Below are 26,275 nucleotides of genomic sequence, written 5' to 3'. Positions count from 1 at the left end.
CGGAGAAGTATAAATAAAAGAGATAAATAAAAGAAAAAATCAGATAGATAATGAACAGAATAGATCGATTGTTTGAGGAAAAAAAAGACGGCATCCTGTCGGTATATTTTACGGCCGGATATCCCCGGCTTGATGATACCGTAAAGGTAATCAAGTCGCTTGAGAACAGGGGTGTAAGTCTGATAGAGATTGGTGTGCCGTTCAGCGACCCGATGGCTGACGGGCCGGTGATCCAGGCATCCGGTACCCGGGCGCTGCATAACGGCATGAGCGTGAGACACCTTTTCGGGCAACTGGACGGCATTCGTGAAGAGGTCTCCATCCCGCTTGTGCTGATGGGTTACCTCAACCCGATCATGCAGTTCGGATTCGAAAACTATTGTGCGGAAGCGGCGAAGTGCGGCATCGACGGGCTGATCATTCCCGACCTGCCGTTTACCGAATATATGGATGCTTTTAAACCTATTGCCGAAAAGCATGGTTTGCATATCATCATGCTGATCACTCCCGAGACATCGGAAGAGCGGATCAGGCTGATCGATGAACATACTTCGGGTTTTATCTATATGGTGTCGACTGCCTCGGTGACGGGTGCCAGAAATAGTTTCGACGACGAGAGCCTGGCCTATTTCCGCCGGGTGAACGCGATGCACCTGAAAAATCCCCGCCTTATCGGCTTTGGGATCTCCAATAAAGAGACGTTTGATGCTGCCTGCAGGGAAGCGTCGGGAGCCATTATCGGAAGTAAATTCATTTCGCTGCTCGGTAGTGAAGGGTCCATCGACAAAGCAGTGGAAAAATTAGTAGAAGCGATCCGTTAAGAAATTTTGCAATTATATCCGTTTGATTTACTTTTGTAGGCTGTTTGTCCCAATAAGGGGAACCGGCCTATTTCTCTATGCTTTTCCAATCGCATATTGGCGAACTGGCTTCATTGCTGACTGCCGTCTGCTGGACGTTGAGCGCCATCTTTTTCGAGAAAGCCGGCCGTCGTGTAGGCTCATTGTCGGTGAATATTCTTCGTCTTTTCCTGGGGATACTCTTTCTGGGAACTACCACTCTATTCACCCGCGGCATGTTTTTCCCGATGGATGCCACTCTTTACAACTGGGTATGGCTCGGTATTTCGGGGATCATCGGTTTTTTTCTGGGCGACCTCTTTCTCTTTAAATCCTATACCATCATCGGCTCCCGTACTTCCCAGCTTGTGATGAGCCTTGCCCCTATGATTACGGCAACGATTGGGTGGTTTTTCCTGGATGAGATCCTTGCGCCAAAAAGTATTCTGGGTATCGTGGTGAGCGTGTCGGGGATCATGATTGCCGTGGCGGGAAAGGGATTGAAGCTGAATGTGCCGTTGCGTGGGGTCCTCTATGCTCTGGGAGGAGCAGCCGGACAGGCTCTGGGATTGATCCTCAGTAAAAAGGGGATGGGAGACTATGATGCCGTGGCTGCTACCCAGATACGTGCTATCTTCGGATTTTTCTCTTTTGTTCTTCTGGTCACTTTCCTGAACCGCTGGCGCCGGGTTTTCCGGGCAGTACAGGATGGGACATCCCTAAAAGCCATTACCGTGGGTACTGTCTTCGGCCCTTTTATCGGTGTGGCTCTTTCACTCTATGCCGTGCAACATACCGAAACCGGGATCGCTTCCACTTTGATGGCATTGGTGCCTATCTTCATCATCATTCCCACCGCCTTGATGTTTAAAGAGAAGGTCACTGCCCGGCAGGTAATCGGTGCGGTGATCAGTATCGCGGGAGCAAGCATTTTCTTTTTATAAGAAGAGTAACCCGCCTCACTTCAAATAAGTTACTAACTTCTTGGAAGCTGTCTGTCAGGCGTTCGTCAATTTTTCAATTTCGTCCTCGAACTCGCTTGGATTTAAGATTTTTGCCGTTTTAAAAGGATTGTGTTCCAATAAGTCATTATCTCCTGTTACCAAATAATCCGCTTTCGAGTAATCAATCAAATCCAATAGAAAATTATCTTTCGGGTCTCGATTGATAAAATGAGTGGGTTCAAAAAACTAATCCAAACATTGGTATCAAAAATCACTTTGATCGGTTTGTTCTTCATAAATTTCTTGTCTAACGTCTTCGACTTCACTATCCATATCGCTTAATTCCAAATCATTCGCATTGAATGTTTTAAGGAGTTTCGTCAGTTTTGTATTTACAACATCTTTTTCTAACTCTTTTGTTAGTCTTATTTTATCTTTTTTCGGCAAGCGTCTTACCAAAGATAGAACTTGGTCAAAAGTTACTTCTAATTATTGCCGTTTTCATATGATTAATTTATTTATTTTCTATTTCAAAAGTACATGAAAATTAGTGCATTTCCAAGCGCGTGAAAATAAAAATCAAGGCCACTTGTACTTTTTCAGGCTTACCGTACCGCGCTCGAGACTGATCGACTTTGATACCCTTAAAGTAAATCTGACCGGGAGGTTGTAAACAATCAGAAAAAGAAACGGAATAAAAATTTCCAAAGCTATAGTAATTCTTTTAGGCTGGATATATTTTTTCTCCATCTTGAAAGTAATCAATATCGCTTTCTTCGAAAATAATTTCAGCAGTTATTCAATGGTGATTGTTCTCTTTTCATTACTGCTCCGGAACGCCAGTTCAATGATGCGCATTACGTTAAGGGCTTCTTCCGGCTTGACGGCAATGGCTGCTTTGCCGTTGATGGCATCACGCAGGTTGATGAAATAGTCGCGGTAATCACCCTGTTCGCTTTCCACTTTTCCCTGTATCTTCACTCCCTTGTATTCGGCATTGATAGTGCCCCATATGGATTCGGGTTCGCGTCCCCAATCTTTTCCTTCGGGTTTGGCACCGCCATCGAGTGTGGCTTCCTGCACGTCGAGGCCATATTTCACAAAAGAGCCATTGGTGCCGTGGAGCATGTAGGTGGCTCCCGGAATGCGGCAGATCATTCCTGATTTCAAGGTTGCGGTGAAGGTGGGATAGTGGAGGCGCACGTCGAAATGGTCGTCGGCTTTTGCCCAGGGGCGTTGATGATTGATTTCGGCCGTGACCGCTTGAGGCATACCGAAGAACCAGAGTGCCTGGTCGATCAGGTGGGACCCCAGGTCGTAGAAAATACCTGACCCCGGCAGGGGTTGTTCCCGCCATGCTCCGTTGGGTCGGGGATCGGTGCGATAACGGTCGAAGTGGGTTTCATAATCCACGATCTCACCAAGGAGTCCGCTCTCAAGCAGTTTTTTCACTGTTCTCGTATCGCTTGTGAAACGGCGGTTGTGATAGACGGTGAGGATTTTTTGCTGCCGCCTGGATATCTCGATCAGCTCGGCGGCTTCCTCCGCAGTTACCGTGAACGGCTTTTCCACTACCACGTGTTTGCCTGCCAGTAACGCTTCCCGTGCCGAACGGAAATGGTCGGTATTGCCCGAGGTGACAATGACGAGGTCGATCTCGGGGTCATCGATAATTCCTTTGCTGTCCGGAACGATTGCGGTAATCGGATACCGTTCCTCAATAAGCGCTTTTTTCTCAGGATCGGAGGTGCTGATTTTCGTAAGTTCGAATCCTTCCACTACATCGATAAAAGGAGCATGAAATACCCGGCCGGAAAGTCCGTAACCGATAATGCCTGTGCGAATGTTGGTTGACATAGATGATTAAATTAAAAGTGAAAAACTAAGAACTAAAAACTAAGAGTGAAAAACTAAAAAATTGACGAGTTTTTCCATCGCCAGCGCGCGGTGGCTGATACTGTTTTTTACTTCATTGCCCAGTTCGGCGAAGGTCTTGTCATATCCATCGGGCATGAAAATGGGATCGTATCCGAAACCGGTGCTGCCCCGCTTTTCTTCGATGATCTTTCCTTTGATCACGCCGTCGAAAAGGTATTCTTTACCGTTAAGAACCAGTGCGATTACAGTCCGGAATTGAGCTGTACGGTTTTCTATTCCCTGTAATGCAGCGAGTAATTTATCCATATTGTCTGTAAAGCTGCAACCTTCCCCCGCATACCGTGCCGAATAGACGCCGGGCGCACCTTTCAATGCGTCTACTTCCAGGCCGGTATCGTCTGCAAAGCAGTCATACCCATATTTCTCCTTGATAAATCTTGCCTTGATGAGCGCATTCTCCTCCAGTGTGTTGCCTGTTTCTTCGATCTCTTCGCGGCAGTCGATGTCGGCAAGACTGAGGATACGTAGCCGCCCTTCACCAATTTTCCGGATTTCGTCAAGCTTATGTGGGTTGTTAGTGGCAAAAACCATTTCTTTCATTTTTTTCCTTTTATTGTATGCGCCCTTTCCTTTTCGCGTTGTTTTAATTCCCTTTCACGTTGGCGTTGCCTCTTCTTTATTTCCTTTTCCCTTTGCCGGATTCTTTCTTTACGCTCCCGTTCCCGTTCTTTCGCCAACTGTTTTCTCTCTTTTGGAGATACCCTTTCCGGTTGTTGCTGTAACGCTTTGGCGGCATTCTCCTCAAGCCTCCGTTTCAGTGCTTCGGGTGTTTCCCGTTCTGACTTTTGGCGTTGCGCAGGTGCTATAGTTGCTGCAGGTGCGGCCGGGGTTGCCCTCTCGGCCTGTAACACTGGTTCCGGTATGGGTTGGATTTCCTTTTCCGTTTGCTGGACCGGTTCCGTCATAATTACCGATGGCGTTTCCAAAGATACAATCTTTTCTTGTTCCTGCTTGTTTTTTTCTTCAAATTCTGCCATCAACCGATCTCTTTTCCCTGTCCGGACCCGGATCTGTGGAGATCCTATATTCTCTGCATAAAAGATATTGTATTCATCCAATCCTCTCCCTGTGCGGATCAATTGCAGGTTCTCCTCGGAGATGATGACGGGTGTGATTCCTTCGGGAACGGTGGCAAGGAAAAGGGAGTCGGCATACATGATTTCCGTATACCTGCCTGCCTCTTCGAAGGAATGGAATGGTTCGATTTGAATGGCTTCCGATCCCGGGAGGGAGATAGGGGAGACGTTGAACCTGCGTAGCTTGAAATGGGAAAAATTGAAGTCGGCTGTAGTAAAGATAAGTTGGTTTTTAGCGGCTGAACCTGCATGAAAGGTAAGCAAAAGGGAATGTGAGCCGTTTTTGTCGGTACTGAACGGGATTACAGTAGAGGCCGATTCTGGTTGCCATAGTCCGTTTCGGGTTCGCCACTGCCTGTGTAAGGCTGCATTCTCTGCCAGGGTTCTTCCCTCCGACAACCGTTGCGGGGTACCTTGCGGAATTGTGGAGAGGCTGTCGGCGGAGTCGGTGGCGGCTGTCATGACAGCCGACCCTGCCTGCCTGCCTGTATCCGCCGACGAAGGCATAGAAGGCATAGAAGGCTTGAAGGCCAGTGCCAGCGAGTCGTTCCCTGCTTTCAGGTAGATCCGGTAACGGCGGTTGAGGAGTGTGGCTGAGTCAGCATCATTCACTTTTTGCTCCATTTTGTGTAACCGCTGCATGATTTTGCGTTGTTGTTCTCCCGATGTGAGGGCCGATTGCCAGAGAGTGGCGTTCAATGTAAGTTGGAAAGGTGTGCGTAGTCCTTTCACTTCCTCAAATGCCCGGTAAGCCATTTGTTTTTCCCCTGTGGTGGCGTAGAGTTGTCCGAGAAGGAATTGTAGTTTTTGTTTCCGGGGATGGTCGGTTTCTGTAGTGATGGTTTTACGCAAATGGGGGATTGCTTCCCTGTAATCTCTTTTCCGGATCAGGTAATAGGTGTAATGGTCGGCGTAAAGTTTCTGTAGATCCGGGGATAGATTCTTGTTCTTCAGCGCATAGATTGTTTTCTCCGCTTCGAACATTCTTCCCATCTCGGTGTATGTGCGCAGCATCCATATCTCGGTTTCGTCGACCAGATAATCGTCATGACTGAAGAGGCGTAACATCCCGGAGAATACGGAGAGTGCTTCGTTATAATCGCCATTTTGCAAAAAAGCTTTTCCCCGTAACAACCATACATTTTTCAGGAACGGGTTGAATTCCTCCTGCCGGAGCCATTGGCGGTATTCCTGTGATTGGGCTTTGGAAGGATCCCTCCGGGGTTTTGCCGTGATGGAGTGTTCCCGGATGGCTTTTTCGGTTTTTTCGATTACCGGATCGAAAGGACCGCCGGGTGTTAATTTTTCCGTTTCGGAAAGAGCAGGGTAGAAAGGCAGAAGTTCGGCATAATCCGTGTGCATATCGTCCGACCTGTCTTTCAGGATCTCATTGTAAGCCTCTTCGGCATTGAAATAGATATTGTAACGAGTGGTGAGTTCATGGTAAGCGCGTGTGCCGCCGGTATTTCTTTTGGCGGAACAGCCTGTAAAAAGAGTAATACAGCACAATACCCAAAGTATATACCCTGTTTTTCTTCCTGTTTTTTCTTTCAGCAACACCGATGCACTCCTTTTCCGGATAATTTTTCCTATCTGTTAACGCCTAAAAAGGGTTTTTATTGTCTTTATTGTGCTTCTGTGACCCTTCCGGTTAAAAATTAGGTTCGTCGGATTTAAAATAGATCATCAAGATTCCATGCCTGAATATGTTGTATCCCATTTCTTAGAGGCCTCTTGATTTCATCAAGAGAAACAATAACCTTCTCAAAACTGTCATTAATAGATTCAAGAGACAACCTGCCTTAATATGTAGCTTTTGCCAGAACGCCTCTGACCAACAAGCACCTTTACCAGTCGGTTACCAATATAACTGGTTATCTTATCAGTATATTCGCTCCTTTGATAACCCCGGTCGAGATTACCAGAACCCCATAAATTGTATTCTTTTAGTAAAGATATTTTTTCGTCCATAGCCGAATAATTTCCACAAATATAGTGTTTTTTCGTCGATAGCCGAATATTTCACATATTATTTTACGGTAATTGGGTGGTTTCTGCTCACCGCTTTAATCCCTCTCGCGATAAAGAACATAATGATCAGCACGAAGATGATGAATGCGCCGGACGGAACATTCAAATAATAGGAGAGTAACAATCCTGTTACACAACCTGCAAAACTCAGTACTACCGAGAGGAAGATGATCTTCGAGTAGTTTACTGTGAAGAGGTTGGCTGTCATTTGTGGCACTGTGATCAGGGACATCAGTAATACGATTCCCACTAACCGGATACTTAATACGATGGTGACCGCAATGAAAAGCATCATGGCATACTCGATGAACTGTGTGGGTAGACGGCGTGTCCGTGCAAATTCGGCATCAAACGATACGGAAACAATGGCGTGGTAGAACAGGATAAAGAAAAATAGCAGGATCAACGATAAAACCAGCAGGGCGATAATATCGCCGCGGGTGATGGTGAGGATGTTCCCGAAGAGATATTCCGACAAGTTGGGTGCATAGCCGGGTGTAAGGAAGGTGAGCACTATGCCGATGGCCATCCCCAGGGACCAGAAGACGGCGATGGCCGAGTCTTCGCGGACACCCTGTTTTTGTGATAACCATTGGATGCCGAATGCCGAGAATATGGAGAACACCATTGCCGACAAAATGGGAGAGAGGCTGAAGTAAAACCCGATCCCGAGACCTCCTAACGAGGCATGGGTGATGCCGCCACTAATGAATACCAATCTTTTAGTGACGACGTAGGTGCCGATGATGCCACAAGCGATGCTCGCGAAGAGGCTACCCAACAGCGCATTGCGAAAAAAAGCATAATCCAGGAGTTCGATGATATTCATCCGTTCAGCAGGCGTGCATTTTTTGCGCTCTTAACTCATTGACGAACAACAGTACTTCGTCTTTCAACTGATCGGGAAGGGAGATATCCCTCATCTGGAGGCTCCTGACCCAGCGTGGTTTTTCTTCATCGAGTACGGAGTAGAAGACTTCCCGGAACTCATCGATCTCATTGGCCGCATAGCCGTCAGAATTGCGCTGGGCATACCGGTCGAGTTCCTCATCATCGAAATATTCCGGTTTTTCCACAAAAGCAGCGATCAGGCTGTCCCGTTCACATATTTCATGTGCACCGCAACAACCGCTGTCTCCCAGATTTATGGAAGGGGGAGTTGCTTCCCGCTCTTTGTCGTTGCCTTTCCTGCGTTGCAGGTAGTTGGAAACGGTAAGGGCTACTACGAAAAAGAGTATAATACCTATAAAAAGAAGTAAGCTTTGCATAATAATTACCTTTCCTCAATTGAAAATCCTGCCTGTTTCAGGTCGTCCCAGAAATCAGGGTATGATTTGGATACTACTTCCGGATTATTGATGATGAGTGATCCGGTTACAATGGCACCCGGCGCCAACGACATGGCCATCCGGTGATCGTCGTAAGTGTCGAGGCCCGGTTCTTTTTCCGGCAAACACCTTTCTCCATCCCATTCGAGCATCCCGATCTCAGTTTCATTCAGCAGATAGCCTAACTTTTTCAATTCATTGATCAGTGCGGCTACCCGGTCAGTTTCTTTTATCTTCAGGCTTTGAATCCCCGAGAAAAGAAACGGCTTACCCATAAAACAACAAGTGGCGGCAAAAGTTTGGGCCAGATCGGGTTCGTTTACAAAATCGTGAAAAAATTTCTTGGTTCTCTTTTTTGTGTTCCGGATGATAATACCCTCCGGAACGAATTCTGTTGTAACGCCCAAATCGCCGAACAGGTTGGTAACATTGGAATCACCTTGAAGGCTGTTTTTTCCCAACCCTTTTAGGGTTACTTCCGCTCCGGGAATAAGGGATACCATCTCATACCAGTAAGAGGCGGCTGTCCAATCCGGTTCCACCACGAACTCCACGGCATTGTAAGCCTGTGGTTTTACGGTGATATCGTTGCCATCCCACTTGGCCTGTACGCCACATTTTTCCATCATGCTAAGCGTGAGGTGGATATAGGGTTTGGATACAATTTCATTTTCGATATGCATCACCAGGCCGTTTTCCATTATGGGGGCTATCATCAGCAGGGCAGAGATAAACTGGGAGCTGATACTTCCGGAGAGGTATACTTCACCCCCTTTCAGCCTTTTGCCCTTTATCTGCAGGGGGGGATATCCCTCTTTTTCCAGATAATTGATCTCTGCTCCCACAGCCTCCAGAGTCTCCACCAATGGATAGATGGGTCTTTCATGCATCCGCTTCGATCCCTTGATAATCCATTCTCCCTCCATTCCGGCTAAGAAAGCAGTGAGGAAACGCATGGCGGTACCGGCAGCCTTTATATCGAACTGGTTGGATTGGGAGTTAAAGACGTCTATGAGTACCTGGGTATCCTCACAGTCGGATAAATTCCTGATAGGATGAGGACTCATACTCAGGGCATTCAGGATAAGCGCCCTGTTACTCATGCTTTTGGATGCAGGAAGCTGAATCGTAGTACGAAGCGTACCGGGAGGAGTTATTATATATTGTAACGGCATTTCAATGCTATATTTTTAAGAGATGCGCCTCGGACAAAATCAAACGGCCATCATTCGTTTTATCGAGGTCGCATGACAATTGCAATCGTGATGCAAAAATAATATTTTAAACTGAAGGTTGAGCGGTTTATTCCTGCTTTTAGGTTGTTTTAATTGATTTAAACTTTTTTCTCGTTCCGGTGAAAGACTTTCTCTTTCAGTGATATGGATGCCGCGTCCCGGTATTATGCTCTCAACCCATAGATGAAAATGGCCAGCACGGCGGTAGGGACCACGTAGCGTAGCAGGAATATATAAACTCTCAGGAATCCTATCCCGAATTTCAATGTCCTCTCATTGGTGAGTTGCGCATATACCAGTTTACGGTCGAGATGCCATCCTACAAACAGGGAGATAAAGAATCCCCCGATGGGCAACATGAATTTGGCAGAGGCGACGTCGAGCAAATTGAAGAAAGAAGCGGAGAAAGAAGCGAATATGCCTAAAATTATGACTCCTGCCGTAACGATAAGCGTACTGTTTTTGCGTGAAACCCGGTACTCCTCATGGATATACAACGTCACTACTTCCATCAGGGAAATAGTGGAGGTGAGGGCCGCCAGCGCCAACAGGCAGAAGAAGAGGGTGCTCCAGATCATAGAGCCGGGCATCTGGTTGAACAATTCAGGCAGGGTGATGAACAGCAGCCCCGGGCCGCCGGCCACCAGCTCGCCGACAATGGTGCCGGGATTGGCCGTCAAGGCGAACGCCGCCGGGAAGATGACTACCCCGGAAAGGACAGCTACCAGGGTATCGAGCATGGAGACCTGTATGGCTGTTTTTACCAGGGGAGTCCTTTTATTGAAATAGGAACCGTAAGTGATCATACAGCCCATGCCAAGGGATAGGGAGAAGAACGCTTGTCCCATGGCGTCGAGGAACAGGGTCGGTTTCACATGCGACATATCCGGTTTGAAAAGGAATCTGATTCCCTCCGCGGCACCGTCGAGGGTAATGGAACGGATGGCCAGCACGATAAGCAACAGGAAGAGGAGCGGCATTAAAATTTTAGCAGACTGCTCAATTCCTTTCTTTACGCCCGAAAGGATAAAGAAGGCGGTGAGAAGCGTGAAAATGGTCATCCAGACAATTTGTTTTGCAGGGTTGGTTTGCAAATCTATAAAGTTGGATGAGAAGTCGGTGACCCCGGCGAGATGTCCCGAGATCGATTGAAAGATATAGATGAGCGTCCATCCGCAGACTACCATGTAAAATCCCATGATGACAAATCCGGTAAGTACCCCCAACCTGCCGACCCATTTCCACTGGGTGCCGGGTGCAAGCTTGTGATAAGCACCGGCGGTATTGGACCGTGAGGCCCTGCCCACCATGAACTCGCTCACCATGAGCGGTATGCCGAAAAACAAGATACAACCGATATATACCAGGATGAAGATGGCTCCTCCGCCATCAGCGGCCTGGCTGGGGAAACGCCAGATATTACCCAAGCCCACGGCCGAGCCGGCGGCTGCCGCCACCACCCCGATCTTAGAGGCGAATGTTACCCGTTTCTCAGACATGTCAAATTCTCCATTCAACACCCTCTTTGGTGTCCTTTATCTCCACGCCGATCGATTTCAGTTCATCCCTGATTTTATCGGATGTGGGCCAGTCCTTATTTTCCCGGGCCGATTTGCGGATGTCGATAATCAAATTCATCAATCCCTCTATCACATCGCTTCCGCCCATGCTCTTTGACTCGTCAACCAGCCCCATCACTTCGAAAATAAAGGTGTGCATGAGTTTTTTCAACGTCTCCAGATCGCCCGCGGCAAGTGTTTCCTTCTTGTCGTTCACCGAGTTGATGATGCGTACTCCATCGAACAGGTGTGCTATGAGCATAGGGCTATTGAAGTCATCGTTCATGGCAGCATAGCATTTTTCTTCCAGTGCGGCGATATCTACCGAAGACGCGGCGGAAGGCGGTAATTTCTCTAATACCGATAAACTTTCCATCAGCTTTTTATATCCTTTCTCGGCTGCCTGCAATGCTTCGTTGGAGAAGTCGAGGGTGCTCCTGTAATGCGATTGCGCCATGAAAAAGCGTACCGTCATGGGAGAATAGCCCCTGTCTAGTAGCGGGTGGTCTCCTGTGAACAGCTCTTTAGGCAAGAAGCCGTTACCGGCGGTTTTGGACATCCGTGCGCCATTTACGGTGAGCATATTGGTATGCATCCAGTATTTGGCGGGTGCCGTATGGTTGCAAGCTTCCGATTGGGCTATTTCGTTGGTGTGGTGGGTTGCCTGGAGATCCATGCCACCCCCGTGGATATCGAAAGTAGTGCCTAAATATTTTGTACTCATGGCTGAACATTCTATATGCCAGCCGGGAAATCCCCATCCCCAGGGCGAAGGCCACTGCATCAGGGTTTCCGGTTTTGCCTTGATCCAAAGGGCAAAATCCAGCCTTCCCCGCTTCTCATCCTGTCCGCCCAGCTCCCGCGTACCCTCCAGCAGGTCTTCCAATTTCCGGTTGGTAAGCCGGCCGTAATCATGTTCCCTGCTGTATTTCTCCACATCGAAATAGACCGAACCGTCGACCTCATAGGCGAATCCTCCGTCCAATATCCTTTTGATCATTTCTATCTGCTCAAGGATATGCCCGGTGGCGGTAGGTTCTATGCTGGGGGGGAGGGTGTTGAAGAGAGACAGTACTTCATGGAACCCGAGCGTGTATTTCTGTACGATTTCCATAGGCTCTAACTGTTCCAGCCTGGCTCTCTTGGCGAATTTGTCGTCGCCTTCATCCCGGTCGCCCTCCAGATGGCCTGCATCGGTGATATTACGCACATAGCGTACCTTGTATCCGAGGTGGAGCAGGTACCTGTATATCATATCGAAGGAGATGAAGGTGCGGCAATTTCCCAGATGTATGTCGCTATATACAGTCGGGCCACACACATACATGCCTACGAAAGGGGGATGCAACGGTTCAAAAGGTTCTTTCGTCCTGCTGAGTGTGTTGTAGATGGTTAATTTATTTTCTTTTTTTTCGCACATAATGGATGATAATTTTCATAAGACAGGCAAAAATACAAATTTCTTATAGAATAAAGGGCAAAGAACAAAGACTTTTAGGTGGAAACGTGGTTCGATGGTTATTCGGTGGTTATTCAGTTGTTATTCAGTTGTTATTCGGTGGTAATTCGATTGTTATTCAGTTGTTATTCAGTTGTTATTCGGTTGTTATTCGGTTGTTATTCGGTTGTAATTCAGTTGTTATTCGATTGTTATTCGGTTGTTATTCAGTTGTTATTGAATTATCCCGTAAAGCGGGAAATAACGCGAAGCGAATAACGGCGAAGCACAAATAACGCGAAGCGAATAACGGCGAAGCCGAATAACAGCGAAGCGAATAACAATAGAATTGTCTCTTGATGCTGAAAAAAGAATCGATTTTATGGCGCTTCTTTGTATAATTTTAATATTTTTGTCGCTTCTTTTGATCAACTGTATCGTTTTTCATGGATATAGTATAATTTTTGTCAACTTAATCATTAAAACAAAAAGTCTTTATGGTACGAAACATTCTTCTATCTGTTGCGATCCTATGCGCGACGGCGACTATCCAGGCGCAGAACCTTCAACTGCATTTCGATCCCCGTCATTCATTGTATGGAGATAAGGTTGCCCCGGTCAATTACCTGACCGCCACCTTCGAGATGTTTAAGCCCGACAAGTGGGGAAGCACTTTTATGTTTGTGGATTTCGATTTTAATTTCGACAAACGGAATCCGGGGCTTGCCTATGCCGAGATTGCCCGTGAGTTCAAGATCGGAGACTTCCCTTTACTGCCCCATATTGAATACAATGGCGGTTTGGGACTGGTGAGGGGGACAGATGGCAGCTTCTCCATCCCGAGTTCCTATCTGGGTGGTTTTGGTTATCCATTCCAATTGGGGAATTTCTTTATGAGTACCTACGTGGCCTATAAGCTGAACGCTTTCGAGAAGACAAGCCATGATGCGCAATGGACCGTCACATGGAATTCCACCCTCGCCGGCGGAAAGATTTCACTGGCAGGGTTCATGGATCTCTGGACGGAGGATAAATCTTTCACGGAAGGTGAAGATGCGTCCGGGAAGAAAGTGGTATTCCTGAGCGAACCCCAATTTTGGTATAACCTCACCTCCAACTTTGCACTGGGTACTGAAGTGGAACTGAGTTACAACTTTGTGAATAAGTTTAATGAAAGTAAATTTTATGCTATCCCCACGATAGCCACCAAATGGAATTTTTAATCTCAATCTCACAAGATCATGCTGGAAAAAATATTTAAACTGAAGCAAAATAAAACAACCGTACGGACAGAACTTGTAGCGGGCGTTATTACATTTCTCACCATGTCCTATATCTTAGTGGTAAATCCCAATATTCTGGGTGCCACGGGGATGGACCGGGATGCCCTCTTTACGGCGACGGCGCTTGCTACTGTATTGGGCACTCTCTTTATGGCTTTTATTCCCAACCTGCCGGTGGCCCAGGCGCCGGGGATGGGTTTGAACTCTTTTTTCGCCTTTTCGGTGGTGATAGGACTGGGTTACAGCTGGCAAATGGCATTGACCGCCGTTTTTATTGAGGGTATTATTTTTGTGCTTCTTACCCTGTTCAATGTCCGCGAACTCATTGTGAAGAGCATTCCGGTTGCTATTAAGAATGCTATCCCGGTGGGGATCGGCCTTTTTATCACTTTGCTCGGCCTGCAAAATGCAGGGTTGATAGTAAAGGATGAAAATACGATGGTTACGTTGGGTGCCATGTCCAATCATCATGTGTGGATAGCTTTGCTGGGACTTATCCTCACGGCAGTGCTTTACTATAAAAAAGTGCATGGGTCTTTCCTTATAGGGATTGCGGCGGCTACTATCTTTGCCATCACATTGGGGGAAGTGCATGTGCCGGAAGGAAGCCTGGTAGCTCTTCCTCCCGATATTACCCCCATCTTTATGCAGTTTGAATGGTCGAATATATTCACCCTTGACATGCTGATCGTGGTATTTACTTTCCTGTTCGTGAATTTGTTCGATACCATAGGCACATTGCTCGGGGTAGCATCAAAAGTGGGAATTACCGATGACAATGGGGATTTTCCACAACTTAAACGCGCGCTCTTTGCCGATGCACTCGGCACTACTTTTGGCGCTGTATTGGGAACCAGCACGGTTACCTCTTATGTGGAAAGCGCTTCGGGGGTAGCTGTGGGAGGCCGGACCGGACTCACTGCCCTCTCCACCGCGGCTATGTTCGCCCTGGCGCTGTTCTTCGCCCCGCTCTTCCTGATGGTGCCGGCTTCGGCTACTGCTCCCGCACTGATCATTGTAGGGCTGTTCATGATTACTTCGGTAGTGAAGATCAATTTCGACGATATGACCGAAGCGCTGCCCGCCTTCCTCACCATCGTGATGATGCCGTTCGCCTTCAGTATCGCCCAGGGGATTGTCTTCGGTATGCTTTCTTTTGTTTTGCTGAAAGCATTGAGCGGGAAGTTCAAACATATTTCGGTCACCATGTGGGTAATCTTCGTGTTGTTTATTGTGAAGATGATACTCGATGGCATGGGCGTAGTTTGAGGGGTTTGAACGGTATCGCTTGCATATGTCGGCTGAAATGACTACTTTTGCGGCCTCAACTAATATAAAATCATAACAATAGACAGCTTATGGCAACAACCGCTGATTTCAGGAACGGAATGTGCATTGATCTGGAAGGCCAATATTATTTTATCGTGGAGTTTCTCCATGTGAAACCGGGTAAAGGTGCTGCTTTTGTCCGCACCAAACTGAGAAATGTAACCACGGGCCGTATTCTTGAAAAAACATTCAACTCCGGAGTAAGAGTGGATGAGGTGCGTATTGAACGTCGCCCGTTCCAGTATCTTTACAAAGATGATATGGGATATAACTTCATGAATACCGAAACGTTCGAACAGATTCCTATTCCCGAAGAACAAATTGAAGGAGTAAAGTTCCTGAAAGAAGGAGATATCGTGGAAGTACAGATCCATGCCGAAAGTGGTACGATCCTCACTGCCGAAATGCCGACGCATGTGGTACTCGAGGTGACTTATACCGAACCGGGCATCAAGGGAGATACTGCCACCAACACCCTCAAACCCGCTACGGTGGAGACAGGTGCTGAAGTGCGCGTTCCCCTGTTCATCAACACTGGAGAAAAGATCAGGGTAGATACACGCGACGGCTCCTACGTTGAGCGTGTCAGAGGGTAATCACAAATAGCATTCAGGTTATGGACTTCTATTCTATATTCGATTTTCTTGTGCGGTTGCAGATGAATAACGACCGCAACTGGTTCCACGAACATAAATTGGAGTATGATGAAGTCCGGGCGGATTTTGAAAATTTTATTAACAGGCTCATTGTGCCGCTTGCGCAACTGGATCCCGGTCTCGGGACAGTAACGGCCAATGAGTCTGTTTTTCGTATTTACCGGGATATCCGGTTCTCGCATGATAAAACGCCTTACAAGACCCATTTCAGTGCCTTTATAGCCAATGGCGGCAAAAAAACACGGTTTGCCGGTTACTATATCCATGTGCAACCCGACGAATCGTTTTTTGCCGGCGGTATCTATAGCCCTGATCCGGCTACGTTGGAATCCGTCAGGAATGAAATTTACCACCATCCCGATGAGATAAGGAGCATCCTCGATAACCGGAAATTCAAAAAGACTTTCCCTGAATTATCCGATGAGGACAGGCTTAAAAAACCGCCTCTCGGTTATCCTAAAGATTTCAAGGAAATCGAACTGCTGAAAAACAAACACTTTATTACCCATTATCCGCTTGAAAATGAGTTTTTCCTTCAGGACGGGGTGATTGACCGTATCATGGAGCTCTGCAAAATACAATATCCTCTCAACGCATTTTTAAACCGGGCGGTGAAAGGTTGAATAGTCTTGAAACGCTCTCCTGTATTAGCTTTCTTCTTGTAACAAAGTTGTATGTGACAAAGTTGTATGTAGTTGTTTTTTGATTATCTTTAAGCTGTGGTTCAGGAAGAATGTAAGGAGGTTTTGAAAAAATTGGTAATATGCAAATAATTCTATCACCTGCCAAATTGATGGATTTTTCCGATAAGAAAGGAAATGTAAAGCCCTCTAAACCGTTGTTCCCGGAAAAGACCGAAGAACTGATGACAGTCTGCCGGCAACTGTCGGAAAGGGAGATCGCCACACAGATGAAGATCAATGCCAGAATGGCGCATGAGGTATATGAATATTTCCAGACATTTGATCTCAGGTCTACTCCCGGACAATCGGCTGCGATTACCTATAACGGGATTGCCTACAAGGGGCTGAACGCCCATGATTTCTCCGCGGAAGATTTTGATTTCGCGCAGCAGCACCTCAATATCATCTCGGGGTTATACGGTATTGTCCGGCCGTTGGATGCGATCAAACCCTACCGGTTGGAGATGCAGCGGAAAATTGTGCCGCAGGGATACAAGACCCTCTACGATTTCTGGGAGGACACGGTGAATGTGCATCTCTCGAAAAAACTCCGGAAAGGGGACAAGACCCTCATTAATGTGGCTTCCAAAGAGTATGCAAAAGTGGTACGGAAGGAGATGCTGCCGAAGGGTACGAAAATTATCGATATCCAATTCCTGCAACAGGAAAATGGCGACCTCAAGCAAATCGTGGTACATTCCAAGAAAGCACGCGGATTGATGTCGCGCTTTATCATCAAAAACAGGTTGGTCGACCCCGAAGAGGTGAAGGGGTTCGATTACGAAGGTTATTTCTTTTATCCCGCCCTTTCGAAAGAAGATGTCTGGGTGTTTGTGAGATGATAGGGCGGTTTTATTTTATTTTTTTGTATATTTGGGGAGTTTTATTCCTGAAATCGACCATTATGAGCAAGTTAAGCATCAAACAATGGGCGGAGGAAGACCGTCCCCGTGAGAAATTACTACTGAAAGGAGTTTCGGTACTTTCTGATTCGGAGCTCCTTGCCATCCTTATCGGCTCAGGTAATGATAAGCAAAGTGCGGTGGAATTGAGCCGGCATATCTTGTCGAAAGCCGATAACGACCTGAACAAATTGGCCCGGATGAGCGTCTCCGATCTGGTAAATAACTTCCGGGGCATCGGGCAAGCGAAAGGGGTTACCTTAATTGCCGCGCTGGAGCTGGGGCGAAGGAGGAAGTCCATCGAAACGCCCCAAAAGAGAAAGATCACCTCGTCGAGGGTCGCTTATGAGCACTTCTATCCCTTGATGTCCGACCTGAATCATGAGGAGACATGGGCGCTGCTCACCGACCGGTCGAACAAGGTGCTCAGTTCCATGCAGGTAAGCCGTGGCGGCATCTCGGGAACGGTAGTCGATATACGGTTGATTCTGAGGGAGGCCCTTAGCCTGTATGCCTCCGGGATCATTCTCGGGCATAACCACCCCTCCGGGCAATGCAGGCCCAGCCCGCAGGATACCCACCTGACCAGGAAATTGAAGGAGGCTGCCCAATGGATGGATATCTCCCTGCTCGACCATATTATCGTCTGTGGCGACAGTTATTTCAGTTTTGCGGATGAAGGAATCATCTGATACAATTAAACAATATGCCGGATAATCGGTTTAATGAGAAAATGAAATTATGAACGAAGGATTACAAGCTTTACAAGATAAAATAGTGGTCATGCTCCGTACGGTATATGACCCCGAAATCCCCGTGAATATCTATGATCTGGGAATGATCTACGATGTGGATATCGATGATGAAAACAATGTGACTATTGAGATGACATTCACTTCTCCCAGTTGTCCTGCTGCCGACTTCATCCTGATGGATGTACAGTTGAAGGTAGAATCCATTCCCGAAGTCAACAAGGTGGAACTCGACCTCACGTTCGATCCCCCTTGGGACCGGTCGATGATGAGCGAAGAAGCATTGTTGGAGCTGGGAATGATGTAATTAAGGGATAGAAGTCCGGTTGAATAAATTGATTGTGAGGAATAAAGTCTATTTTCTTGCCGATGCCCATTTGGGCTCCAAGTCGCATGCCGATTCCATTGAGACGGAGCGTAAATTATGCCGGTGGCTGGATAGCGTGAGGGATGATGCTGCCGTGATTTTTCTGATGGGAGACATCTTCGATTACTGGTATGAATACCGGTATGTTGTTCCCAAGGGTTTTACACGCCTGCTCGGCAAGTTGGGCGAGATGACCGATGCCGGGATAGAAATCCATTTCTTTGCGGGAAACCATGACCTTTGGCTGAGCGACTATCTTTCCAGGGAGTGCGGGTTGATACTGCATCTGGAGCCTTATATCACTGAAATGGGAGGCCGGAAGTTTTTCCTTGCCCATGGCGATGGATTGGGAGATGACTCCCGTTCGTTCCACTTTCTCCGGAAAGTGTTTCACAGTAAATTCCTGCGTAAATGTTTTTCGGCCATTCATCCGCGGTGGACGATACCATTGGCACATGCATGGTCGAACAGCAGCCGGGACAGCCGGGGGGTGGTGCCTTATATGGGAGAGGAGCGTGAGCATCTTGTCCGGTTCGCCAGGGAGAAGCTGGTGGAGATGCCCGATATCAATTACTTTATCTTTGGACACCGCCATGTTTTACTCGACCTGCCCATTGCGGCACGGAGCCGCGTGATTATATTGGGCGACTGGATCACTCTTTTTTCCTATGCGGAGTTCGACGGGGAGGACCTGCAGTTAAAGCAATATAAAAATCCCATATTACGATACCGGCCGTTACCGACACGTTGAGGGAATGTTTAGTGCCGTATTGCGGAATCTCGATACATCCGTATGATGCGTCGATCACCTCCTGGGCTACGCCATGGACTTCGTGGCCGAGAATCACCGCATATCTTTTCCTTTTATCCAATTCCAGCTCTTCCAGTGAGATGCTGTTTTCTGCCTGCTCGATCGAAAAGACAGTATATCCTTCCGCTTTCAATGTTTCCACGGCTGAAAGGGTCTCTTCGAAATAACGCCATCTCACCGAATCTTCCGCGCCGAGGGCAGTCTTGTGGATCTCCACGTCGGGTGGTGTGCCGGTAATGCCGCAGAGCAGCACTTCCTCTATACGGAAAGCATCTCCTGTACGGAATACCGACCCTATGTTATGCCGGCTGCGTACATTGTCGAGCACCACCGCCAGCGGTATCTTCTCCGCTTCCCGGAACTCATCGACCGAAATCCGGTTCAGTTCTTCAATCTTTAATTTTCGTCGTTGCATAAGCATAAATCTTTATTTCAACATTGCCCGGATTACAAACCAGATATGGTGGAGGACGGTGGAGGTGTGGCCGTAATATTTTGCCATGATGCGGTAGCGCTCTTTCAGTGAAGCTTTGCGGTTGGCGGTAGTCATGCCTTCGTTGAGGTAGTTGACCAGTGTAAGGCGGGTGTTGTGGATGGATGCGGTTTTCTTCATCATACGGATGCACCAGTCGAAGTCGGATGAGAAGCGGTAGGAGAGGTCGTAGGGCTCCGCCAGCTCCCTCTTCACGATAAAAGCCTGGTGGCAGACCACCATTCCCTGTTTGAAACTTTTCCATGAGAGTGTTCCGGGGGCTTTCAGCCGGCGCATGTGGAGGAAAGCCCCTTCCTCGTCCACGATGGCCGTCTCTCCATAGAGGATATCGGGCGGATTCTCCGGGTCGAATGTCTGCATCATCTTCTCCACCGTATCAAGTGAGAAAAAGGTGTCGCCCGCGTTCAGGAAGCAGAGATAATCGCCGGTTGCCATCCGGATGGCTTTGTTCATGGCGTCGTATAGACCACGGTCGGGTTCGCTGACCCACTTTAGTACTTTCCCCGAGTCGCCGAGTCGCCGAGTCTCCCCGTCCCCGAGTCCCCGAGTCTCCCCGCCGCCTAGTCTCCTTTCTACCTTTCCACCTTTCCACCTTTCGCTTTGCGCAATCTGCCGTCGCTCGGCAAAATTAAGTAAACTTACTTTGCCCTCACTTACTGGCAGATTTCCACTGTTCCGGATCAGTTCCACCGTTCCATCGGTTGATGCACCATCCACGATCAGGTGCTCCAGATCGGGGCAGGTCTGTTCCCGCACACTTTTGAGTGTCCGTTCCAGCGTTCTTTCAGCGTTAAAAGTGACAGTAATGACGGATAGTTTCATTATTTTCGGGCGTAGATAACAATATAGGGCGATAAGAACCTCCCTTTTACCGGGAATAATTTGGCGGCATAGCTCAGCATCTTCACCCACTTTCTCCTTTTCCGGTTTTCGGGCTTTGGTTCCAGCCAGACCATGGGTTTTCCGAGATAGTCCACAGAAACATCATACAGGTTGAAAGACTGCATGATCTCTTTCAGGTAGGATATTTTCATCGATTGCAGGTTGTGGGCATCCAGATTCTCCCTGTCATACTTTCGCTGGATCTCTCCGTTCAGACCCAGGAAGTTGGGAATGATGATCAACAACTGTCCTTTTTCAGAGAGCAGGTCCACATGCCGGGCGATTACATCCCGGGTATCTTCGAAATGTTCGATAAATCCGGAGGAAAAGACCACATCATATTTCTTTTCGGAAGAGAAGGCGAAGAAATCCTTGTCGATGCACTGTATGGTGCTTTCGGGCAAATCGTTGATCCTTTCAAAATTACGGACGATCTCCTTGTTGATATGGAAATCGAGTATGGTCACGTCGCGGATACCCCGTTGGTAGAAGTAAGCGGCATACACGCCGGGAAAGCCGCCGATCTCAATGAAGCTTATTCCTCTGGTGAGTTTCGGCATAAATTTCTCGAACACCACTTTTTGGGGAATCTTGTCGTATTGGTAATTGCGCCAATAGTTATCCCAGAATTCCTTGTCGGTTATGTTGTTGTTTTTGTTCATATTTTATAGAGCCAATTCTGTTGTTATTCGGCTTCGCCGTTATTCGCTTCGCGTTATTCGCTTCGCGTTATTCGCTTCGCTGTTATTCGGCTTCGCCGTTATTCGCTTCGCTGTTATTTCCCGCTTTACGGGATAACTCAATTGCAATCGAATACCTACCAAACTACCACTGAACTATTACCGAATTACTACTGAATAACTACTGAATAACTACTGAATAACTACTGAATAACTACTGAATAACAATTGAATAACAATTGAATAACAATTGAATAACAATTGAATAACAATTGAATAACAATTGAATAACAATTGAATAACAATTGAATAACAATTGAATAACAATTGAATTACAACCGAGCAGCAATTGAATATTCATACACTTTCTTATATTGTTGAGCGACTGTTTCCTGTGTGTAATGCTCCATCACTTTCCTGCGGGCGTTGGTGGAAAGCGTTCCGGCATCTGCCTCGAATAGTGTCCATCGCAATCCGTCTGCCAGATCCTTTGCATCCTGATAATTCGCCACATACCCATTTTGTAGGTGGTCGATCATCTCCGGGATGCCCCCGGTTCGAAAGCCGAGACAAGGCGTGCCGCACGCCATCGCCTCCATGATGGTGTTGGGCAGGTTATCCTGTAACGACGGCGTGACAAACAGGTCGGCTGCATTATAAAGGTCCGGCATATCACCTGGTGCCACAAAACCTGTACTTCGGGTCGGGAGGCTGAATCGGGCAGCGGTTTCATCGCCGTTTGTGCCGGCGACCAGAAAGAGCAAGTCATCCCTTTGTTGGGCGACCAGCCGGGACGCCTCTATCAGGTAGTCTATGCCTTTACGCTTGTCGGAAGCTTTCATTGCCGCGAAGAGCACGATCTTCCTGTCGGTGGGGAGCCCCATTTTCTCCCGGATCGCGTTCTTGTCTTTGGGCAGGTAAATTTCGGTGTCGATAGGGTTGGGGATGGAGACAACCCTGTGTCCCTGTGTGAGCGGACTTTGCTTCGCCAACTCCTCCAACCAGCGGCTACAGGCGGTAAATGTGATATTCCCTTTACGGTAAGCCAATTGCTTTTGATGATAAACGGAGGTTGAAAGGTCTTTCAGGGAAGGCCTCTTCAGGTAGCTGCAGTGGCTGCAGCCGAAGGTGAAAGCGTCGCAGTCGCCGGCATAGTGGCAGATCCCGGTAAAGGGCCACATGTCGTGCATGGTCCATACCACTTTTTTCCCGGAGGCGAGGATCTGTCCAATTTCTTTCACGGAGAGCATGCCCTGGTTTATCCAGTGGAGGTGGACCACATCTGCTTCCTTGAAAGCAGGTAGTTTTGTCACCGGCACTCCCGTATTGGCAATCGATACGTCGAACAGGTTTTCTCTTGAAAGTCGGTTGTGCAGGTAAATAACACCGCGTTCCCAATAAAACCGTGCCTTGTTCATCTTTTCATTTCCCGCCGGGAATACCTTGGCGTCATTTCCCAGTTTAGAACGTACTACCATCGACGCATCATATCCCGCCGCCTGCATGGCATGCAATAACCGGGTTGCGGCTATGGCCGCCCCTCCCTGTATGTCGTATGTGCTGATGAAAAGTACTTTCATTGCCGTATCTTCGATGTAAGATTACAAAAGTAACGATTTTGAATTTAACAGGATTGATTTCGATGAAAATAGAAGGATAAAAGATCTATGGGTTGAATTCAAGTGAAATTGGATTGTATTGCGCATAAATATGGGGATGTTGCCCCGGTACAAACCATTGGGGGAATCAGGTTATAGTATGGAAGGTATCTTTTATATCCTCGCTGCTTTTCCCGTGCTCAAAAAGAGGCATATAAGGATCGGGCAAATAACGGAACTTTCGGGTTCTGATAATTCATCCATTTGGGAATGTGAAGTTTTTCATTTACCTTTGTGGGGAAGCGATGAATTATTTGCAAGGTATTAAAAACAAGCGCCATGGCACGGTTTATCAACCCGTTTACCGATATCGGTTTCAAGAAGATATTCGGACAGGAGGTCAGCAAGGAACTGATCATCGACTTTTTGAACGACTTGCTCGAAGGAGAGAGAAGTGTCAGCGACATCCGTTTCTTGGACAAGGAATTGTTGCCCGAAGTAGGGGGCGACCGGGGAGCTATTTACGATATTTTTTGTATATCCGACACGGGTGAGTACTTTATCGTTGAGATGCAGAATATCCGGCAGGTCAATTTTGCCGGCCGGGCGTTGTATTACCTCTCCCGCGCCATTGTGCGCCAAGCCGAGAGGGGAGAACAATGGCAGTTTGACCTGAAAGCGGTTTACGGTGTGTTTTTTGTGAATTTCCGTTTGCACGACACACCTGGCAAGTTGCGTAGCGACATAGTTTTGGCCGACAGGGATACTCATGAACAATTCAGCGACAAGCTGCGTTTTATTTTTATTGAGCTTCCCTCTTTCACGAAAGAGGAGAGCGGGTGTGAGACAGATTTTGACAAATGGATTTATGTGTTGAAGAATATGGAAACATTGGAAAGAATCCCTTTCAAGAACCGCAAGGCGGTATTTGAAAAATTGGAACAGATGGCCTCAAAGGCCTCCATGACCAAGAAGGAGCGCGAGATATATGAAAACAGCCTCGATGTATACCGCGACAACCTGGCTACTGCCACCTATGTTGAACAAGCCGCGGAGCTGGCTATGACAAGAGGTCTGGCGGAAGGCATGGAGAAAGGCATGGAGAAAGGTATGGCGGAAGGCATGGAGAAAGGGCGGGAAGAAGGCGACAGAAACAGGCAGCTTACAATCGCCGGGAACCTGAAGGCAAGGGGTCTGCCGGTTGACTTGATAGCTGAAACCACCGGGCTTTCCGCCGAAGAGATCGAAAAGCTGTAAAACAGCGGATAAGGGTCCTCCGACAAGGCCTCTCCCTGCTTATCGCACGAAAAAAACGTGTACCCCGATATGCAAATACGGGGTGCACGTTTATTGTTTGCAACCGGTCGTTACTCCCGCCGGTCGTTACCTGAGGTATTCCGTATCGGAATAATAGAGGCGGAGGTATGTTTACCTCGTCCGCTGTTCTTTAAGGTCGAAAAAATTCGACCTTAAAGAACGCATTTCTTCATCCGTCAAAGTAATAATATATCCTTCAGGGAATTTATCGGGATTATTCTTTACGGCTTCATTGGGGTTTTCAGGTAAAATTTCATCTTTTCTTTCTGCTGGTCTAACAGTATTTGTTTGTAAATATTTATATCCATGGTTTACAGTGTTTTATTTATACACTCAGAGACATAAATATTCTATAAAACTGCACTATTTTTGTGTTTTTATGCTTTTAAACTGCACTATTGAATTTTAAGTTACAGTTTTATATAAGAGTCCACTCCGATAAGTCGTTTTCTTTAAAAACAACCCCTCCACAATACCCTGTAAGGTGGGTAAAATTGGCAAAATGGGGTTTTCGGGGGAGACTCATATAAAAAACCGCCCCGGAGAACCGGGACGGGAGGTCAGAACCATTTTAACGTCAATTAAAAACTAAAGCTTCACGACCTGTAATTCTTTCCCTAACTTATTAAAGGCTTCTGATATCTTTTTCGCCTGTTCTACACGCGGTTTTGTCTCCCCCGATGCATAACGCTGTAATTGGCGTTGATTGATACCTGTCATTCGCTCTAATGCCGAGTTAGTAAAAATACCCTTGTAATGTTGCAAAATACTTCCCGCATCGAATTTATAAACAAGTTCAAAATCGATGGTCAGTGTTCCAAGAGTAGTGTCCACTTTGTATTCTGCACGGAAAGTGTTGATTGAAGTAGTGCCGAAAGCATTTACGTTTGGTGGAAGGTATGGCAAATACTGACTCTTCATTGTGCGGCTTTTTAACTGTAAGTATGCTGTTGTACAGTATTTTATCCATAAGTGGACATTACCTGTAAAATGTAATAAATGAGAGATGAAAAATCACAAGGAAAATAGTAATAAGCTGTAAAATTCAGATAAATAACTATCTTTGCAATGGACAATAAAATTCAAAGTGATGAAAAAGGGAGATAAGGCAAAAGTTTCTCCGAAGCTTACAGGAGAACCGGAGTGGATAGAGGGCGAAATTATCGACATTGAAAAAAATCCATTCAAAGGTATTGTCATCGCCATTAAAGATCAGTTGGGTAGAATTTTTTTTGGTGAAGAAAGGTATTTTTTACCGGCATCATGATATTTATTAGAAAATAATATCAAATATGTATGCTATAGCTTTTGAATTCTATAATACGCAGGGAAGCGTTTATCTCACAGAGAAAAACGATATGGCCAACTTATTTGGATTTGCGCACCTTCTGCGATAGGACTAAGTATTGCAGCCCGTATGTGTTAAACTGATACGGTTTCAGCTTATGAATGAAAATAATATTATTTTAAAAAATGATGAAAATTGCGGGTTTCTCTATTCCCGCTTTTATGTGTCAGTAGGAGAATCAAATATTAAACTAAATTCTCATGATTTAAAAGCCATCCACATGAAGGAAGGAACTTATGAATTAAATGTAAGTGATGGTTTTTGGTATAAAACTAAGAAAAAAGTAACTTTAGAAAATGATGAAGTATTAAATATTAGTATAAAAAAATTGATCCCTAATGCTTATAATTTATCTTGTATCAGCATTGTTGTATTTATATTTATATTAAGTAATATACTTGAAATTATTCCGAGTAAAGTTTTTCCGATAACTATTATATTAGCTCTTATGCCAGTTCTTTTTTTGGCTATATTTTTGAAGAGTAACTTTATTAAAATACATACAAATAGCTATCATAAACATTAATTCGTATTCTTGTCATAACCAATATTATGTGGAGTAGATTGACGAGTGCTATTGACTTTATCCTTTTCCCATTCCCTATCTATCTTAGGTGGCATATTCTCGTAAGCTTTCTCAAGCGCCTCCCTTTTAGCCATAGAGTCAGCTCTTGCATACACATCTGTAGTGTATCGAAGCATGTCCAAGAAGATAACGGATATTATCCGAAATTTCGGATAATATCCGTTATTTCTTTGTATATGTGATATATAACGATATGAATT

General features: G+C 46.5%; 28 protein-coding genes and 3 pseudogenes. 13 read left to right on the top strand and 18 right to left on the bottom strand.

All coding sequences use genetic code 11. The features are described from left to right. Positions 1-50 precede the first annotated feature (50 nt). Together trpA and ABV001_RS00705 are read left to right on the top strand one after the other, a co-directional pair. Entirely contained in the window at positions 51-821 is a 771-nt protein-coding gene (trpA, locus tag ABV001_RS00710; RefSeq protein ID WP_352421030.1) for a tryptophan synthase subunit alpha, read from the top strand. Positions 822-898: 77 nt separating this feature from the next. Next, entirely contained in the window at positions 899-1,783 is an 885-nt protein-coding gene (locus ABV001_RS00705; RefSeq protein ID WP_352421029.1) for a DMT family transporter, read from the top strand. Between the two features lie 54 nt (positions 1,784-1,837). Here the strand turns inward: ABV001_RS00705 and ABV001_RS00700 are convergent, their stop codons facing one another. The 11 genes and pseudogenes from ABV001_RS00700 to cysS all read right to left on the bottom strand — a co-directional run bounded on the left by ABV001_RS00700 (position 1,838) and on the right by cysS (position 12,370). After that, a complete protein-coding gene (locus ABV001_RS00700) occupies positions 1,838-2,008 on the bottom strand; it encodes a putative toxin-antitoxin system toxin component, PIN family (RefSeq protein WP_352421065.1) in 171 nt (56 codons plus the stop codon). Positions 2,009-2,047: 39 nt separating this feature from the next. After that, positions 2,048-2,260: pseudogene (gene vap15, locus ABV001_RS00695) on the bottom strand (type II toxin-antitoxin system VapB15 family antitoxin); the annotation flags it as partial. A gap of 318 nt (positions 2,261-2,578) precedes the next feature. Further along, positions 2,579-3,640: an oxidoreductase gene (locus tag ABV001_RS00690; RefSeq protein WP_352421027.1), complete on the bottom strand. Its 1,062-nt coding sequence runs from the start codon at positions 3,638-3,640 to the stop codon at positions 2,579-2,581. A 39-nt stretch (positions 3,641-3,679) separates the two neighbouring features. Continuing rightward, on the bottom strand, positions 3,680-4,261 hold the full coding sequence (locus ABV001_RS00685; protein ID WP_352421026.1) for a non-canonical purine NTP diphosphatase: 582 nt from the start codon (positions 4,259-4,261) through the stop codon (positions 3,680-3,682). Beyond that, positions 4,258-6,357 (bottom strand): tetratricopeptide repeat protein, encoded by a 2,100-nt coding sequence (locus ABV001_RS00680; protein ID WP_352421025.1) that lies wholly within the window; start codon positions 6,355-6,357, stop codon positions 4,258-4,260. The genes ABV001_RS00685 and ABV001_RS00680 overlap by 4 nt, the downstream gene beginning before the upstream one ends. A 231-nt stretch (positions 6,358-6,588) precedes the next feature. Then, a pseudogene (locus ABV001_RS17265) lies at positions 6,589-6,768 on the bottom strand (ATP-binding protein); the annotation flags it as partial. Between the two features lie 58 nt (positions 6,769-6,826). After that, entirely contained in the window at positions 6,827-7,648 is an 822-nt protein-coding gene (locus ABV001_RS00675; RefSeq protein ID WP_323425387.1) for a metal ABC transporter permease, read from the bottom strand. Positions 7,649-7,661: 13 nt separating this feature from the next. Next, positions 7,662-8,096, bottom strand: a complete 435-nt coding sequence (locus ABV001_RS00670) for a phospholipase (protein WP_352421024.1) — start codon at positions 8,094-8,096, stop codon at positions 7,662-7,664. Between the two features lie 5 nt (positions 8,097-8,101). Then, positions 8,102-9,331 (bottom strand): 3-phosphoshikimate 1-carboxyvinyltransferase, encoded by a 1,230-nt coding sequence (gene aroA / locus ABV001_RS00665; RefSeq protein WP_352421023.1) that lies wholly within the window; start codon positions 9,329-9,331, stop codon positions 8,102-8,104. Positions 9,332-9,555: 224 nt separating this feature from the next. Further along, the gene (locus ABV001_RS00660; protein ID WP_352421022.1) at positions 9,556-10,890 is read right to left on the bottom strand and encodes a sodium-dependent transporter; all 1,335 of its coding nucleotides are present in this window, start codon (positions 10,888-10,890) and stop codon (positions 9,556-9,558) included. A 1-nt stretch (position 10,891) separates the two neighbouring features. After that, complete coding sequence (cysS, locus tag ABV001_RS00655; RefSeq protein ID WP_352421021.1) at positions 10,892-12,370, bottom strand: cysteine--tRNA ligase; 1,479 nt, start codon at positions 12,368-12,370, stop codon at positions 10,892-10,894. Positions 12,371-12,885: 515 nt separating this feature from the next. Between cysS and ABV001_RS00650 the strand changes: the two genes are divergently transcribed. From ABV001_RS00650 to ABV001_RS00615, 8 genes are all read left to right on the top strand, one after another. Further along, positions 12,886-13,611, top strand: a complete 726-nt coding sequence (locus tag ABV001_RS00650) for a DUF5020 family protein (RefSeq protein WP_352421020.1) — start codon at positions 12,886-12,888, stop codon at positions 13,609-13,611. Between the two features lie 18 nt (positions 13,612-13,629). Next, positions 13,630-14,940 (top strand): NCS2 family permease, encoded by a 1,311-nt coding sequence (locus tag ABV001_RS00645; RefSeq protein ID WP_352421019.1) that lies wholly within the window; start codon positions 13,630-13,632, stop codon positions 14,938-14,940. An 89-nt stretch (positions 14,941-15,029) separates the two neighbouring features. Then, positions 15,030-15,596, top strand: coding sequence for an elongation factor P (gene efp / locus ABV001_RS00640; RefSeq protein WP_352421018.1), 567 nt, complete (start codon positions 15,030-15,032; stop codon positions 15,594-15,596). Between the two features lie 20 nt (positions 15,597-15,616). Then, positions 15,617-16,279: a DUF2461 domain-containing protein gene (locus tag ABV001_RS00635; RefSeq protein ID WP_352421017.1), complete on the top strand. Its 663-nt coding sequence runs from the start codon at positions 15,617-15,619 to the stop codon at positions 16,277-16,279. Positions 16,280-16,419: 140 nt separating this feature from the next. Further along, positions 16,420-17,181, top strand: coding sequence for a YaaA family protein (locus ABV001_RS00630; protein ID WP_352421016.1), 762 nt, complete (start codon positions 16,420-16,422; stop codon positions 17,179-17,181). A 62-nt stretch (positions 17,182-17,243) separates the two neighbouring features. Beyond that, positions 17,244-17,933: a RadC family protein gene (gene radC, locus ABV001_RS00625; RefSeq protein WP_352421015.1), complete on the top strand. Its 690-nt coding sequence runs from the start codon at positions 17,244-17,246 to the stop codon at positions 17,931-17,933. 49 nt (positions 17,934-17,982) lie between these two features. Next, positions 17,983-18,300 (top strand): metal-sulfur cluster assembly factor, encoded by a 318-nt coding sequence (locus tag ABV001_RS00620; RefSeq protein ID WP_352421014.1) that lies wholly within the window; start codon positions 17,983-17,985, stop codon positions 18,298-18,300. Between the two features lie 28 nt (positions 18,301-18,328). Beyond that, positions 18,329-19,111 (top strand): UDP-2,3-diacylglucosamine diphosphatase, encoded by a 783-nt coding sequence (locus tag ABV001_RS00615; protein WP_352421013.1) that lies wholly within the window; start codon positions 18,329-18,331, stop codon positions 19,109-19,111. Here ABV001_RS00615 and ABV001_RS00610 read toward each other — a convergent pair. The 4 genes from ABV001_RS00610 to ABV001_RS00595 form a co-directional block, all read right to left on the bottom strand. Beyond that, entirely contained in the window at positions 19,014-19,586 is a 573-nt protein-coding gene (locus ABV001_RS00610; RefSeq protein ID WP_352421012.1) for an RNA methyltransferase, read from the bottom strand. The genes ABV001_RS00615 and ABV001_RS00610 overlap by 98 nt on opposite strands. A 12-nt stretch (positions 19,587-19,598) precedes the next feature. Further along, positions 19,599-20,489: a glycosyltransferase family 2 protein gene (locus ABV001_RS00605; RefSeq protein WP_352421064.1), complete on the bottom strand. Its 891-nt coding sequence runs from the start codon at positions 20,487-20,489 to the stop codon at positions 19,599-19,601. After that, positions 20,486-21,208 carry a class I SAM-dependent methyltransferase gene (locus ABV001_RS00600; RefSeq protein ID WP_352421011.1) on the bottom strand — a complete coding sequence of 241 codons (723 nt, stop codon included), beginning with the start codon at positions 21,206-21,208 and terminating at the stop codon, positions 20,486-20,488. The genes ABV001_RS00605 and ABV001_RS00600 overlap by 4 nt, the downstream gene beginning before the upstream one ends. Before the next feature lie 350 nt (positions 21,209-21,558). Continuing rightward, positions 21,559-22,806, bottom strand: coding sequence for a glycosyltransferase family 4 protein (locus ABV001_RS00595; RefSeq protein ID WP_352421010.1), 1,248 nt, complete (start codon positions 22,804-22,806; stop codon positions 21,559-21,561). A 357-nt stretch (positions 22,807-23,163) separates the two neighbouring features. On the opposite strand from ABV001_RS00595, the gene ABV001_RS00590 reads away from it, so the two are divergent. Further along, positions 23,164-24,081 (top strand): Rpn family recombination-promoting nuclease/putative transposase, encoded by a 918-nt coding sequence (locus ABV001_RS00590; protein WP_352421009.1) that lies wholly within the window; start codon positions 23,164-23,166, stop codon positions 24,079-24,081. Positions 24,082-24,252: 171 nt separating this feature from the next. Here the strand turns inward: ABV001_RS00590 and ABV001_RS00585 are convergent, their stop codons facing one another. Both ABV001_RS00585 and ABV001_RS00580 read right to left on the bottom strand, forming a co-directional pair. Beyond that, a complete protein-coding gene (locus tag ABV001_RS00585) occupies positions 24,253-24,327 on the bottom strand; it encodes a hypothetical protein (protein WP_352421063.1) in 75 nt (24 codons plus the stop codon). Positions 24,328-24,729: 402 nt separating this feature from the next. Continuing rightward, positions 24,730-25,062 (bottom strand): helix-turn-helix domain-containing protein, encoded by a 333-nt coding sequence (locus ABV001_RS00580; RefSeq protein ID WP_352421008.1) that lies wholly within the window; start codon positions 25,060-25,062, stop codon positions 24,730-24,732. Positions 25,063-25,231: 169 nt separating this feature from the next. On the opposite strand from ABV001_RS00580, the gene ABV001_RS00575 reads away from it, so the two are divergent. Continuing rightward, positions 25,232-25,408, top strand: a complete 177-nt coding sequence (locus tag ABV001_RS00575) for a hypothetical protein (protein WP_352421007.1) — start codon at positions 25,232-25,234, stop codon at positions 25,406-25,408. Positions 25,409-25,586: 178 nt separating this feature from the next. Continuing rightward, on the top strand, positions 25,587-26,015 hold the full coding sequence (locus ABV001_RS00570; RefSeq protein WP_352421006.1) for a hypothetical protein: 429 nt from the start codon (positions 25,587-25,589) through the stop codon (positions 26,013-26,015). Here ABV001_RS00570 and ABV001_RS17260 read toward each other — a convergent pair. Further along, positions 26,012-26,210, bottom strand: a pseudogene (locus ABV001_RS17260) (hypothetical protein); the annotation flags it as partial. The gene ABV001_RS00570 and the pseudogene ABV001_RS17260 overlap by 4 nt on opposite strands. Positions 26,211-26,275: the final 65 nt, after the last annotated feature.

Source organism: Proteiniphilum sp. (assembly GCF_040307845.1).
In the GTDB taxonomy this organism is placed as follows: Bacteria; Bacteroidota; Bacteroidia; order Bacteroidales; family Dysgonomonadaceae; genus Proteiniphilum.
The sequence above is the reverse complement of the archived record's forward strand: the minus strand, read 5'-3'. Positions and strand labels throughout refer to the sequence as shown.

Excerpts from the sequence above, each read along its gene's own strand:
- ABV001_RS00635 (WP_352421017.1), top strand. The coding sequence starts at position 15,617 with ATGGACTTCTATTCTATATTCGATTTTCTTGTGCGGTTGCAGATGAAT.
- ABV001_RS00670 (WP_352421024.1), bottom strand. The coding sequence starts at position 8,096 with ATGCAAAGCTTACTTCTTTTTATAGGTATTATACTCTTTTTCGTAGTA.
- ABV001_RS00630 (WP_352421016.1), top strand. The coding sequence starts at position 16,420 with ATGCAAATAATTCTATCACCTGCCAAATTGATGGATTTTTCCGATAAG.
- ABV001_RS00610 (WP_352421012.1), bottom strand. The coding sequence starts at position 19,586 with ATGCAACGACGAAAATTAAAGATTGAAGAACTGAACCGGATTTCGGTC.
- trpA (WP_352421030.1), top strand. The coding sequence starts at position 51 with ATGAACAGAATAGATCGATTGTTTGAGGAAAAAAAAGACGGCATCCTG.
- ABV001_RS00660 (WP_352421022.1), bottom strand. The coding sequence starts at position 10,890 with ATGTCTGAGAAACGGGTAACATTCGCCTCTAAGATCGGGGTGGTGGCG.
- ABV001_RS00705 (WP_352421029.1), top strand. The coding sequence starts at position 899 with ATGCTTTTCCAATCGCATATTGGCGAACTGGCTTCATTGCTGACTGCC.
- radC (WP_352421015.1), top strand. The coding sequence starts at position 17,244 with ATGAGCAAGTTAAGCATCAAACAATGGGCGGAGGAAGACCGTCCCCGT.
- aroA (WP_352421023.1), bottom strand. The coding sequence starts at position 9,331 with ATGCCGTTACAATATATAATAACTCCTCCCGGTACGCTTCGTACTACG.
- ABV001_RS00600 (WP_352421011.1), bottom strand. The coding sequence starts at position 21,208 with ATGAACAAAAACAACAACATAACCGACAAGGAATTCTGGGATAACTAT.
- ABV001_RS00575 (WP_352421007.1), top strand. The coding sequence starts at position 25,232 with ATGAAAAAGGGAGATAAGGCAAAAGTTTCTCCGAAGCTTACAGGAGAA.
- cysS (WP_352421021.1), bottom strand. The coding sequence starts at position 12,370 with ATGTGCGAAAAAAAAGAAAATAAATTAACCATCTACAACACACTCAGC.
- ABV001_RS00645 (WP_352421019.1), top strand. The coding sequence starts at position 13,630 with ATGCTGGAAAAAATATTTAAACTGAAGCAAAATAAAACAACCGTACGG.
- ABV001_RS00650 (WP_352421020.1), top strand. The coding sequence starts at position 12,886 with ATGGTACGAAACATTCTTCTATCTGTTGCGATCCTATGCGCGACGGCG.
- ABV001_RS00685 (WP_352421026.1), bottom strand. The coding sequence starts at position 4,261 with ATGAAAGAAATGGTTTTTGCCACTAACAACCCACATAAGCTTGACGAA.
- ABV001_RS00690 (WP_352421027.1), bottom strand. The coding sequence starts at position 3,640 with ATGTCAACCAACATTCGCACAGGCATTATCGGTTACGGACTTTCCGGC.
- ABV001_RS00580 (WP_352421008.1), bottom strand. The coding sequence starts at position 25,062 with ATGAAGAGTCAGTATTTGCCATACCTTCCACCAAACGTAAATGCTTTC.
- efp (WP_352421018.1), top strand. The coding sequence starts at position 15,030 with ATGGCAACAACCGCTGATTTCAGGAACGGAATGTGCATTGATCTGGAA.
- ABV001_RS00570 (WP_352421006.1), top strand. The coding sequence starts at position 25,587 with ATGAATGAAAATAATATTATTTTAAAAAATGATGAAAATTGCGGGTTT.
- ABV001_RS00595 (WP_352421010.1), bottom strand. The coding sequence starts at position 22,806 with ATGAAAGTACTTTTCATCAGCACATACGACATACAGGGAGGGGCGGCC.
- ABV001_RS00620 (WP_352421014.1), top strand. The coding sequence starts at position 17,983 with ATGAACGAAGGATTACAAGCTTTACAAGATAAAATAGTGGTCATGCTC.
- ABV001_RS00590 (WP_352421009.1), top strand. The coding sequence starts at position 23,164 with ATGGCACGGTTTATCAACCCGTTTACCGATATCGGTTTCAAGAAGATA.